We start from the raw sequence: 13158 nt of genomic DNA, 5'->3' as shown, positions 1-13158 counted from the left end.
AAGTATTACCCGCAGGGCCACCACCAATCACAAGAACATCAAAGGCGTCTTTGGCATTTAACTTTTCAGCATCTTTCGCTGCAGAGTTAGTATCCAATTTGGCAATGATTTCTTCCAAGGTCATACGACCTTGACCGATGTGGTTGCCGTCTTGGAATACCATTGGTACAGCCATGATTTTGCGTTCTTCCACTTCTTCTTGGAAGAATGCACCATCAATCATGGTTGCAGTTGTATCTGGGTTGTAAATTGCGATCAAGTTAAGTGCTTGAACCACGTCAGGACAGTTATGGCAGCTTAAAGATACAAACACATCAAAGTCAGTTTTAAGATCTAGACCTTTGATAGTGTTCAGTACTTCGTCAGAAACTTTCGGTGCATAACCTGAAGTTTGTAGCAAAGCTAGAATCAAAGACGTGAACTCGTGGCCCATCGGTAGACCTGCGAAGAATACGCGTGGTGTTTCACCTGCTTTTGCAATACCAAAGCTTGGCGCACGGCTGTTGTTACCGTCAAAACGTGCAGTCACTAAATCAGATAAAGCAGCAACTTCAGTCACAAATTCTTTAATTTTGTCTGATTTGTCCGTGCCGTTTAAAGTCGCGACGATTTCAATCGGGCCTTCAAGGCGTTCAAGTAAGGTTTTCAATTGAGCAGAAGTATTTTGATCTAACATTGCTAACGTCTCCAGAGGAGTAAATTTATTTGATGAGAGAATGATAGAACAAACCATTAAATAGGTGAAACGGTTTGTTTTTATAAAATTAATCGGTTTTACAAATCAAGTGATTAAATTTCTTTCTAAATCATAAGAATATACCGATGTGAATGCAGTCAATATTGGGCCATTATCGAGAAATGCAAGTTAAATAGTGGAAAAATAAACGAATTCATCGCGCTTTAAGCGAGAGAATGCTAGAGTCAACGCTATTGTATTGAGAACATTTTAGGGAAATGGCATGCAGGTTAAGCAAGGGATTTATCAGCATTATAAAGGTCAGTTGTATCAAGTTTTTCATGTTGCAACACATAGTGAAACGGGTGAAAAAGTTGTAGTCTATCAGTGCTTGTATGACGATTATTCCATGTGGGTCAGACCCTTAGAGATGTTTATGGAAACCGTTGAAATTGATGGTGAAGTAATTCCACGTTTTAAGCTGATCCAAGAAACCCACTGAGCAGACATTTAGTACTTTAATCTTTAAATATGAAAGAAATAACAAAAGGACAGAATCATGAGCATGGATGCAAATTTTAAAAACTATATGCAACAACTCTATGCAGACTTTAGTGCTCACGATGCTGCGCAAAATCACCGACTTGCGCGTTACCGAAATATTGAGCCTGAGTCTGCACTGTTTTTAGCTATGCAAATTCGCTTAAAACAAGCCAAACAGATCTTGGAAATTGGAACATCTACAGGCTATTCCACGCTGTGGTTAGCAGATGCTGCGCAGTCTACACAAGGGCGGGTCGAAACCATTGAAATTGATGCAGCGCGCATTGAGAAAGCTAAACAGCATGCGGAAAATTTAGCTTTATCCGAATACATCGAATTTCATCATGGCGATGCACTGCATTTTTTACAGCATTCAAATCGTCGTTATGACTTCATTTTATTGGATGCAGAACGTGATGCGTATGTGGCGTATTGGTCATATTTAGCTGAATTAATACAAGTTCAAAATGGCGTGTTAATCGTGGACAATGTGCTGTCACATGCCGATGAGGTCGCTGAATTTATCCAGCGTGTTGAAACGGATGATCGTTTTATCAGTACAACATTAAATGTGGGCGCAGGGCTCTTTATGGTGACTTGGCGTAACTAAAAATCAGGGCATTCAGCCCTGATTTCATCGAAAATATTTTTTAATTAATAAAAATACTGTTGCTATAGCGCTAAACTTGTAGCGGTTTAACCCTGTAAGCTTACTCGTGAAAAATGTAGATCATATTCTAGATATTTGTGGACAAATGCCGTTTTATCACTACATCGAAGTAAATTATCATAAATAAAAGGTGAAACTGGATAAAAGAGATCCCCAGAACCATTCGCATAAAATATTTTTAAGTAACGTGAAGAAGAACTGTATTTCCAAGAAGTTACCACAGTTGTTGTCATAAGCCACCCCCTTATTGCGTTGTTATAGTCATACTGCAGTTAAAGGTTTATCTCTTTTGAAATTAAGACAAATTCAGGGCATGGAGTATTGCAGAATTGTTAAAAAATAATGTTTTATCTCACATTTTTTTCATTTCTTTATCAACTAATTTGATAAAAATAATGCCAGTTCAGAGAAATGCCATAAGCGTCATTCTCACTTGTTGGTGTCGGGGGAGTTAAAAACTACGGCATTGTTCAGATTTATTGCCTTTGACTTGGTTGTTACTGCCATTAATTGAAAAAGCATTTTCAAGACAAATCAAATTACCTGCGATTTCATTATTATTTAGAACAATATTGCCGTTATTTTTCTTTAATTTCAGGTCGCCTGAAATTTGGTTATTGAGGAGTTGGATGTTTTTCCCTGTCGTAAAATCGACATTGCCACTGATATTGTTATGATTGGCAATGATCTTGGTAAAATTTTTATTCGATTCAATATTGCCTTTGATGTGGTTGTCATGCAGTTCAACACTGGCACCGTTTTCTAAAATAATATTACCATGAACAATTAAACCTTCAAGCTGACAATTTTTTTTGACTTTAATATCTTCACGAATACTTTGGTTTTTAATTTCACCTTCGCAGTTCACGGCAGCAAAAGTTGTAAACGAACATAAAGTTAAACTGATCGAGACGAAATATTTTTTCATGGGCTTACATCTTCCTGAAATAAGCAATTGACCTAAAATTCATGTTAAAAATACTGAAATACCGGCAAAGATGTAAGCCTATACAATCAAGTTTGCGGCGCATTTTTATTATATTTGTGTAAGCTCTAACTTGATGAATATCTACAGATATGTGGAATGTGCTTGAGCGTTAAAGTTGTAGGAATAAAGTGTGAACTGCGTAGGGTGTATGGAGGTATATACTCGCAAATAATAGGCATAAAAAAACCACGCTAAAAGCGTGGTTTTTGAATCAGTTCAATCTAATACAGATTAGATTTTACCAACTAGGTCGATTGAAGGAGCAAGAGTTGCGTCGCCTTCTTTCCATTTAGCTGGGCAAACTTCGCCTGGGTGAGCGTGTACGTATTGAGCTGCTTTAACTTTACGAAGAAGTTCTTGAGCATCACGACCGATACCACCAGCGTTGATTTCAACGATTTGGATTTTACCTTCTGGATCGATAACGAAAGTACCACGATCAGCAAGACCGTCAGCTTCGATTAATACATCAAAGTTTTTAGCAAGAGTCCAGTTCGCATCACCAACCATTACGTATTGGATTTTTTTGATTTCTTCTGAAGAATCGTGCCAAGCTTTGTGAGTGAAATGAGTGTCAGTAGAAACTGAGTAGATTTCAACACCTAGTTTTTGGAATTCTGCATAGTTGTCAGCAAGGTCACCAAGTTCAGTTGGGCAAACGAAAGTGAAGTCAGCTGGGTAGAAGAATACAACAGACCATTTACCTTTAAGATCAGCTTCAGTTACTTCGATGAATTGACCATTTTGGAATGCTTGTGCTTTAAACGGTTTAACTTCAGTATTAATTAAGCTCATCATTGTCTCCATGATTGAGGTTTGTTTTTGATTTCCAATAGGGTACAGAAATTTTTCTTATTGCTGAAATAGTATTTTTACATAACTAATATCGGAAAATCCGAATTAGTACACTCCAGAACTATTTCAGCAATAACGATTATTTATCATTATTTCATTCGATATAAGCCATATCAATGCCATATAAAGTTGAAAGTAAAATGACAAAATCATCTTTTCAAAGTCTGTAACCAACATGATGCTTGTGGCATAAGATTTCAAGGGTGATCTCTAAAAAAGTTATAAAAAATATTTCAAATTATAGAATTTGTTCATATAAGATGGCATGAACATAAAATGACTCCAGATTTGATCAGGTGCTTAGTCAATTTTTTCGTATCATTGCCATTCTTAGTCTTGCATTTGCATCACTATGTATTCTTAAAGTTGAAGACACAGGTACTAATTTATGTATCTATGAATACTTGCAACCTCAAAAAGCGACCTACTTTAATGAACTATTTGGAACTTCATCAGATGATCCTACGCTATTGAGTACCATGGGAATCGTTGGAATCTTCTTTTTTTTCCCACTGTTGCTATCATTTAGACGTGCTTGGTATGTGGTTATATTATGGCTATATGCGATTTTTCAATTCATCATCATTTTAATGATAGAAACTGCTTCAATTTCAAAAATTATCTATGACAGTATTGTTTATTGTCATAATGGTTGGTTGTTCGCATGGGTGATCGGGCAGAGCATATTTATTGTTTTTAGTTTCGTTTACATTTTCTATGGCACTGAAACTAATGTATAAAGCTTTCAAATGGATAAGCTTGAGTTGCGTATTCTAGTCAGCATGTGGGTTTATTTTTCTGTACTGGATGAATCAAGAATGTGCTTTCAATTCAAGGTGCTAGCCCGAATCAAATTATTTATTAAGCTGAAATGAATGGTTTTTCATCGGATGAACCTCTTTTATTTATTTTTATTGCGTTGATTTGCTTTTTATTCTCAATTTTTTTGTGCTTAACAAAATCTATTCGTCATTTTTTGATCATCTCTTTCATTTTATTGATGTTTTTAATTGTGCCGTTGAGTATGTCTTATACAGTGCCATTTTATCAGCTATTACATGACAGTATAGAAGCATGTGGCAATTGTTAGTTATTGGCCGCAATTTTAGTTTTTTATCATTTTATTCTGTTCGGCTTCATCTATTGGTTTCAGGCACGCAAAAAATAGATTCATCTTTCACTATTTTTACATACAGCGTAAAATATTCGGTTCTATTTTAATTATTAGGATAATGCATCTGTGCCAAGTCAGTTAAATGTCGATCAATTGGTCATGGTTCGTGATCGCCATCGCTTAAGTCGGCTGAAAAAAGGCAAAGAAGCCAATCCTGAAAAATTTCAAGATTTGTTTGAAAAGTCGAATGCGAAAGTGCGCGAACGGATTGCCCGCATTCCAAATATTAAATTAAATCAAGACTTACCTGTTACGCAGTATGCAGACAAACTGATTGACGCGATTCAAAAGCATCAAGTGATTATTGTGGCAGGTGAAACCGGTTCGGGTAAAACCACGCAGTTACCGCAAATTGCCATGCTTGCAGGTCGTGGTTTAACGGGTTTGATTGGTCATACTCAACCCCGTCGATTGGCTGCACGTAGCGTTTCGCAACGTATTGCAGAAGAAGTGGGCGAAAAGCTAGGAGAGTCGATCTCCTTTAAAGTTCGTTTCAATGAACAAGGTTCACAAGATTCCATCGTTCGGTTAATGACCGATGGTATTTTATTGGCTGAACTGGCCAATGACCGATTCTTAAATAAATACGACACGATTATTATCGATGAAGCGCATGAACGTTCGCTGAATATCGACTTTATTATGGGCTATCTCAAACAGCTCTTGCCTCGTCGTAAAGATCTCAAAGTCATTATTACTTCAGCAACTTTAGACGTAAATCGATTCTCGAATTACTTTAATGGGGCACCTATTTTTGAAGTCGAAGGTCGAAGCTTTCCGGTAGAACTCCGTTATCGTCCGATTTCAGAGCTGAGTATTGTTGGCAGTGATGACGATGAGTTTGATGATTTTGAAGAAAATCTACCGCGTGCCGTTGTTTCGGCAGTAGAAGAATGTTTTCAAGATGCACAGGAAAAAGGTCATCCTGAACATGCGGACATTTTGATTTTTGCCAGCACCGAACAAGAAATTAGAGAATTACAAGAAACACTGCAAAAGTTTGGGCCAAGACATACCGAAGTTTTACCTTTATATGCACGATTGGCTTTGGCAGAACAACAAAAGATCTTTAATCCATCGGGTGGTGGGCGACGGATTATTATTGCCACCAACGTGGCAGAAACTGCCTTAACTGTACCAAATATTCGCTATGTAATTGATAGTGGCTTTGCACGTATATCCCGTTATAACTATCGCTCACGTGTACAGCGTTTACCGATTGAAGCAGTATCACAAGCAGCAGCAAATCAGCGTAAAGGTCGTTGTGGTCGTATTGCACCGGGTGTGTGTATTCGACTGTATTCAGAAGAAGACTTTATGAGTCGTCCTGAATTTACCGAACCGGAGATTAAACGAACCAACTTGGCCTCGGTTATTTTGCAAATGCAAAGTTTGGGCTTTGGTGAATTAGAAGACTTTGATTTTATTGAGCCGCCAGATCATCGTTTGGTGAATGATGGTCGTAAGCTTTTGATTGAGCTTGGGGCGATGGTTGAGAAAGGGAAAGCCCCTCTTTCGCAAAGAGGGGTTGGGAGAGATTCTATTGAAAGTAATCCCCCTAAATCCCCCTTTACAAAAGGGGGACTTCCTCCGGCGAAGGGTGGTGCTTTAACCAAAATTGGTCAGCAAATGGCGAAAATGCCGATCGACCCACGTCTTGCACGGATGATTTTGGGTGGAGCGCATTTTGGCGTATTAAATGAAGTCTTGATTATTGTCGCTGCTTTAGCGGTACAAGATCCACGTGAACGTCCTGCGGATAAACAAATGCAGGCCGATCAGAAACATGCTTTGTTCCGTGAAGCTGACTCGGATTTCTTGTTCTATATTAAATTATGGGAAGCTTTGGTTGCTAACCGTGACATGAGTGAAAATAAGCGTCGTACATTTGCACGCAATCATTTCCTCAGTTGGTTACGTCTTCGTGAGTGGAAAAAAACCCATGAGCAATTGGTGGATTTAGCTCAGGGCTTGAAACTCTCTTTTAATGAAAAGAAGGCCAATTACGAAAATTTGCACCGTGCGCTTTTAACAGGGTTGCTTTCATTTATTGCCAATAAAACAGATGAACGCAATGTATTCATGGCGGTGCGTCAGCAAAAGGCACGCATTTTCCCTGCATCAACTTTGCATAAAACCAATACACCTTGGGTCATGGCTTTTGAGATGGTGGAAACCTCTCAGGTATATCTTCGTACATTGGCGAAAATTGAACCTGAATGGATTTTATTGGCTGCAGGCGATTTATTGAAGCATCATTATTTTGAGCCGCATTGGTCGAAAAAAGCTGGTGTGGTGAATGCTTATGATCAAATTTCTTTATTTGGTTTGATTATTGAGCCACGTCGTCAGATTAATTATGAAAAAGTGGATCATCCGGCGGCGCATGAAATTTTCCTACGCGATGCGTTGACGACGGGACATTTGGGTATTACGCCGCCGTTCTTAAAACACAATTTATTAAAACTCGAAGAAGTTGAGCGTGTTGAAGATAAACTGCGTCGTCGTGATTTGGTGGTGGATGAAGAAACCATCTACCAATTTTATGCTGCAAAAGTGCCTGAAGAGGTGGCAAGTCGTCGTAGTTTTGAAGATTGGCGTGCAACGGTAGAACCGAAAAATCCACGGCATTTATTTATCGATGATGATGCGCTTTGGATGAATGACCGTCCAACGACCCAGCAATTTCCAGACTACCTACGAAATGGTGAACTGCGTTTGGCTACAAGTTATCGTTTTGACCCAAGTCATGATGAAGATGGTGCAACGGTCAAAATTCCAGTTCAAGCTTTGCCGCAAGTGGATGAAAATATTTGGTCATGGGGCATACCCGGTTGGCGACAAGACCTGATTGAAGCCTTGCTTAAAGCACTGCCTAAGGATAAACGCCGTCACTTGGTGCCAATACCAGATACGGCTCGTAAATTAATGGATCGTGTCGATGCCGTGCATTTGCGCGAGCATATTTTTAGTTTCTTGGCGTTCCAACTGCGTGGTGAGCAAATCACAGATAAGGACTTTTCTTGGGAACGTGTTGAGCAATATCTGCTGCCTTTAATCAAAGTCATTGATGAAAAAGGCCGTGTGATTGAGCAAGGTCGTGATCTAGATGAACTCAAAGCACGCTGTCGTACGGAAACTCATAGCCCAGTCAAACAGTTAAAAGGTGAGTTTAAAACCTTCCCTGATAATTTTGTGTTCGAAGCATCACAAAAAGTCACGGGTGTGGTGGTGAAACAATACCAAGCGCTTGTTCCAGTCAAAGGCTTTGCAGAGTTGGATGCCAAAGACGAATCTGGCGTGGTGATTCAGACCTTCAATGACCAATTTGAAGCAGTCAAACAACACCGCGAAGGGATCATTCGTTTGGTTCATATGCAATTGGGTGACTTAGTTCGTCAGTTGAAAAAACAGATTTCTAAACCCTTGGCATTGGCTTATTCACCGCTAGGTGACAAAGCCAAACTAGAGCAAATGTTAGTTTATGCCACACTTCAGCTTGCAATAAATGAGCTACCTGTCAATGTGCAGGAGTACCAAAACCTGATTTTAAATGTAAAGAAATCTTTCTTAACCCATGGGCAACAAGCATTAGCCGTCTTAACCGAAACCTATATTCAATGGCAGGATATACGTCGGAAATTGTTGGTTTTAGATGATTCTGTGTTTGGAAAGAACATTGATGACATTGAAGATCAACTCGATTTGATGCAACTTTCAGATTTTGTTTATGGCAAAACTTCCGATGTGTGGCTCGAATTTCCAAGATATTTGAAGGCATTAGTCTTGCGTTTAGACCGCTTGCCAAATAACCTACAAAGGGACAATTCTGCCATTGATCAAGTTGACCCATGGATGGAAAAATTATTTAAGTTTAAAAATGACACTCGCCTTAAAGAATTGTATTTCATGGTTGAGGAGTTACGCATCTCTATTTTCTCTCAACCAATGAAGACCAAGATGCCAATTTCTCCATCCCGCTTGCAAAAAGTATGGGATAAGCTCGGAATCAGTTAAGATATAGGTATTTTCTAAAAGGAGTTTTACATGGGCATCCGCATTACGGGTACAGGTCTTTATCATCCAGAAGACGTAATTACTAACGAAGAGTTAGTTGAAGCTTTAAATGCTTATGTGGAACAGTACAACAGTGATAATGCTGAAAAAATTGAAGCCGGTGAGCTAGAAGCGCGCCGTGGTTCAAGTGCAGAATTTATCGAAAAAGCATCTGGCGTGAAAGCACGTTATGTTGCTGAAAAAAGCGGTATTTTAGATCCAAAACGTTTACGTCCAGTATTGCATGAACGTTCAAATGATGAATTGTCTATTCAAGCGGAATGGGGCGTAGCTGCTGCTAAACAAGCGATGGAAAATGCAGGCGTGACTGCAGAAGACATCGATGTAGTGATTTTGTCTTGTTCAAATATTCAACGTGCATATCCAGCCGTTTCAATTGAAATTCAAACTGCGTTGGGTATTCAGGGTTATGCCTATGACATGAACGTTGCATGTTCAGCTGCAACTTTTGGTATCAAGCAAGCCTATGACGCGATCAAATCAGGCGCTCGTCGAGTGTTATTGGTAAACGTTGAGATCACATCTGGTCACACAGATTTCCGTATGCGTGACTGTCACTTCATCTTTGGTGACGTTGCAACGGCTTCGATCATTGAAGAAACTGAAACCAAAGCTGGTTTTGAAGTGTTGGATATTGACCTGTTTACTCAGTTCTCAAACAACATTCGTAACAACTTCGGTTACTTAAATATGAGTGAAGTCGATGCTGACATCGACAACAACCGTTTCCGTCAAGACGGTCGTAAAGTATTTAAAGAAGTGTGTCCATTAGTGGCGAAAATGATCACTAAGCAATTGGATGACAATAAAATTGCGGCAACAGATGTAAAACGCTTCTGGTTACACCAAGCGAATGCCAGCATGAATGAATTGATTCTGAAACTGGTTGTGGGTAAAGAACATGCTCAGCCAGACCTTGTGCCAATCATTCTTGATGAATTTGCCAATACTTCATCAGCAGGTGTCATTATTGCATTGCACCGTACTGCGAATGAAGTAAACCATGGCGAATATGGTGTACTTTGCTCATTTGGTGCAGGCTACTCAGTAGGTTCTGTACTTGTTCAAAAACATGATGCTGCCTAAGGTCAGCACATTTGCAGGTTGAACATGATGCAAAATGGATAAAGCGTTTAAGCGCTTTATCCCGCATGTATTTCACGCCGACCTTTTTTGGCGCTGAATATATTGATGCATCAAAACCTGCAATGTATGTAGGGAATCATACAATTTACGGTGTACTCGATTCACCGGTGATTATTGATTATCTCTACAATGAACATAAAGTGGCTGTGGTCAGTATTGCTGATCATAGCCATTTTTATTTGCCCGGTTGGCGTGGCATAGTCAAAAAGTTCGGTGCAGTCCAAGGTATTCAGGACTATGTCAGAACAGTGATGCAACAAGGTTATTCCATTTTAGTTTTTCCCGGTGGTGGTCGAGAGGTTTTGAAGCGAAAAGGGGAAGCCTATCAACTGATCTGGAAGCAACGTTATGGCTTTTTAAAACTGGCGCAAGAATTTAATTATGACATTGTGCCTTTTGCCGCTTTAGGTGGAGATGAAGTCTTTGAACTGGGCTTTGATGCCAGTGTGATCGTTGAACATCGTTGGTTTAAACAACTATTAAAAATACAAAAACTCGATAAATTATTACGTCATGGTGATGTGATTCCGTCTTTACCCAAACGTATTATCCCCAAGCGCATTCCATTCTATTTTCAATTTTTACCCCGTCAAAGTTTAAGTCATATTCAGAGTGTGGAGGATTTAAAGCTCTATCGAGAGGCTCTACAACAAGATATTTACACTGCGATAGAACAGCTTAAAAAAATCCGTTCAGAACAACATTCTACAAATCAATAATAGTAACTACTCTTCAACTTCATCCATTTTTTTATTCGTCACAGCTCAAAATCATGGTGAATTTTGTCACAACAATAGCTTTTAGACTTTTTTATTGAATGCCTTTGTATTGACCTTTTGTGCAGCTATTTGGCTGATTAATGGCAGTAGTCGGAGCATTAAACTTTGACTATAGTGAAGGTTGAAAAATAATCAACGATCGTTAGGGCGGAAGATGGAAAAGACAAGCTTGACCCCGCAGTTAGAGCATATTGCTCGGCAACTTATTCGAATATCTCCAAGTTTAAAGCAGTTGTATCAAGAGCAAATGGATCTTGCTACAGTACTCAATTCACAAAATATCTTTAAAATTGAGCAAGAGCTGCACCGCATTCAACTGTGTAATGGACTGTGTACCTTACAACTACAAAGCCGTGAATCGATTGGCTATCAGTTTCCTAGAAGTCCATTTAGACCCATCAAAATTGCTGAATTGCATTCGACAGTGCCATGTATTGAAGCAATAGAAGATTTCTTATTTCATGAATTATATTTTTTTACTGGCGACCTAAAGCCGCAACATTCACTCTTGCTCAGAGAAAAAGCACAGCAATTTAGACAATTGATCTTACAGTCGATTTTTCAACATCTAAATGGGCCAGCGCGTGTTCAGCAGTTTTTAGCACAGATGACAGCAGTTGAAGCGCAAATTTTTGATCAGCTGATGCAAGAGCAGCAGATTTATCAGACGCCGCTATTACAAACGTATATCGAATGCCAAATCTGTCTACCACATTGGTTGATGCAAAAGATTGAGCAGATGTTTGCGCTTCATTCACTTACAGAAGCTGAAATATTGCCGATACAGGTCTTGATGGATAGTTTGGACGAGATTTGTTTTGCTACAGCACAATTTTTAGATCCAACGATTTACCGGATCATGAGTTTGAGCTATGAAGATCGGTTCAATTTACAAGAATTAAATGAACATATAGAAGATATTATTTTGTTGCTCGACCATGCATATGAGCGTCCCAATTTGTTGGGTTTTATTCGTTTGATGCATCGGGATGTTTGGGCAGAGCAGGACATATTAAGCCATAGTAATTTTGTGCAAGCCACAGCAATTTGGCAAAAAAAATGTGGAAAACTCCCTATACTCGATAACAACCGTGCAGTGCGATGGATGTTCAAGCAGTCAGCCGAAGTGTTGGATTGGCTGAGTCGTAATTTTCAACACAGTAATGTACGAGTGGCTGTGACGGCATTAAGTTTTGTCGATACGCAGCATATTCATCCCGCATTGATTCTTGCAACCCTACAACATTTTCAGTTTGTTGCAGCGCGCTTATTTATTCAAAATTGCCATACGATTGCGCATGAACATGATTGGTTTAATCATGAAAAAAATCTGCAGTTTGTTTTACAGCGAAAATATCAGCAGCATGATGACCATCGTGTAGTGATCAGCCCATCGATTTTGTATTTAGATGAGTGGTTGATCTTAATGCGACAGGTATTAGGCGCGGAGGATCAGGCCATAAAAAAAGTCTATCTACCTTTGAGCCGTATTATGCAGGCCTATCTGCAGCATTTAATGCGTTGTACACAGCATTTACCACAGGCTTTGATGGATTATATCCGTCCAGAAACCCAAGAAAATCGCCAGTTTTTAAGTATGTTACGACAGCATAAAATTCAACTGCAGGATTTTCGAAATTTATTTTATTTAAAGCATGCTAATTTAAGAGTATCTGTATTTGATGCCTATGTGCGTGATTATGTCAGTGCGACTTATTCTACAGGTCATACAGTCCCTAAAAATATTACCTGGAATGGGGTCTTTCATCAGGCGGTGTATTGGCATGCTAAGCAACAAAAGCAAGAAGTGTTATCTCAATTAAAGCGTAAATTTGAGACAACAGTCTGGCAGCCATTTACAACAGAAGACAAAATATATTTTCAAGAGTGGGTCTTTGAAGAATTAAAAACTATCGATCGAATTATTGATGAATCTATTCAATTTAAACATTGTTTGGCATCAAGTTATAGCGCCAGTATCATTGCAAGAGTATATGTAGCTTTTCATATGTATCATCCCATTTTGCATGTTTCGATGACTTTGGGCTGTCATGTGCAAAACCACATTTTGGTTTTTGATCAACTTGAGTATTCAAATAATACCCAAGCAGAAATAGAAAAAGTAAATATCGCCAAAGAATTTTTAAATAGGTTCAATAGCTTAAAGTAAGATTGGCAAAATACGGATTTAGTAAACTGTGTTGTGCGCTTAACTTTTGAGTCAAAAATCGTTAGGCTATAGCCGTTCTT

At 38.9% G+C, this 13158-nt stretch carries 10 protein-coding genes; 6 read left to right on the top strand and 4 right to left on the bottom strand.

The window, feature by feature from the left end; translation table 11 throughout:
* The coding region (locus tag AVJ20_RS09910; protein ID WP_171319256.1) for a thioredoxin family protein at positions 1-676 on the bottom strand (676 nt) is incomplete at its 3' end.
* Between the two features lie 283 nt (positions 677-959).
* Here AVJ20_RS09910 and AVJ20_RS09905 point away from each other — a divergent pair.
* A complete protein-coding gene (locus AVJ20_RS09905; RefSeq protein ID WP_111885087.1) occupies positions 960-1178 on the top strand; it encodes a DUF1653 domain-containing protein in 219 nt (72 codons plus the stop codon).
* Between the two features lie 57 nt (positions 1179-1235).
* Positions 1236-1829, top strand: coding sequence for an O-methyltransferase (locus AVJ20_RS09900; RefSeq protein ID WP_111885086.1), 594 nt, complete (start codon positions 1236-1238; stop codon positions 1827-1829).
* A gap of 86 nt (positions 1830-1915) precedes the next feature.
* Here AVJ20_RS09900 and AVJ20_RS09895 read toward each other — a convergent pair whose 3' ends face one another.
* The 3 genes from AVJ20_RS09895 to ahpC all read right to left on the bottom strand — a co-directional run bounded on the left by AVJ20_RS09895 (position 1916) and on the right by ahpC (position 3672).
* Complete coding sequence (locus AVJ20_RS09895; protein WP_078189026.1) at positions 1916-2122, bottom strand: KTSC domain-containing protein; 207 nt, start codon at positions 2120-2122, stop codon at positions 1916-1918.
* A 218-nt stretch (positions 2123-2340) separates the two neighbouring features.
* Positions 2341-2817: a hypothetical protein gene (locus AVJ20_RS09890; RefSeq protein WP_111885085.1), complete on the bottom strand. Its 477-nt coding sequence runs from the start codon at positions 2815-2817 to the stop codon at positions 2341-2343.
* Between the two features lie 291 nt (positions 2818-3108).
* Positions 3109-3672 carry an alkyl hydroperoxide reductase subunit C gene (gene ahpC, locus AVJ20_RS09885; protein ID WP_078193727.1) on the bottom strand — a complete coding sequence of 188 codons (564 nt, stop codon included), beginning with the start codon at positions 3670-3672 and terminating at the stop codon, positions 3109-3111.
* 1333 nt (positions 3673-5005) lie between these two features.
* Between ahpC and AVJ20_RS09870 the strand changes: the two genes are divergently transcribed.
* From AVJ20_RS09870 to AVJ20_RS09855, 4 genes are all read left to right on the top strand, one after another.
* Positions 5006-8923 carry a DUF3418 domain-containing protein gene (locus AVJ20_RS09870; protein ID WP_416240544.1) on the top strand — a complete coding sequence of 1306 codons (3918 nt, stop codon included), beginning with the start codon at positions 5006-5008 and terminating at the stop codon, positions 8921-8923.
* A gap of 30 nt (positions 8924-8953) precedes the next feature.
* Positions 8954-10069: a beta-ketoacyl-ACP synthase III gene (locus tag AVJ20_RS09865; RefSeq protein WP_111885081.1), complete on the top strand. Its 1116-nt coding sequence runs from the start codon at positions 8954-8956 to the stop codon at positions 10067-10069.
* An 11-nt stretch (positions 10070-10080) separates the two neighbouring features.
* Positions 10081-10848: a 1-acyl-sn-glycerol-3-phosphate acyltransferase gene (locus AVJ20_RS09860; protein ID WP_111885080.1), complete on the top strand. Its 768-nt coding sequence runs from the start codon at positions 10081-10083 to the stop codon at positions 10846-10848.
* Between the two features lie 214 nt (positions 10849-11062).
* Positions 11063-13078: a hypothetical protein gene (locus AVJ20_RS09855; RefSeq protein ID WP_111885079.1), complete on the top strand. Its 2016-nt coding sequence runs from the start codon at positions 11063-11065 to the stop codon at positions 13076-13078.
* Positions 13079-13158 lie beyond the last annotated feature (80 nt).

Source organism: Acinetobacter sp. CFCC 11171, from assembly GCF_003268405.1.
GTDB classification, from domain to species: Bacteria; Pseudomonadota; Gammaproteobacteria; order Pseudomonadales; family Moraxellaceae; genus Acinetobacter; species Acinetobacter amyesii.
The sequence above is the reverse complement of the archived record's forward strand: the minus strand, read 5'-3'. Positions and strand labels throughout refer to the sequence as shown.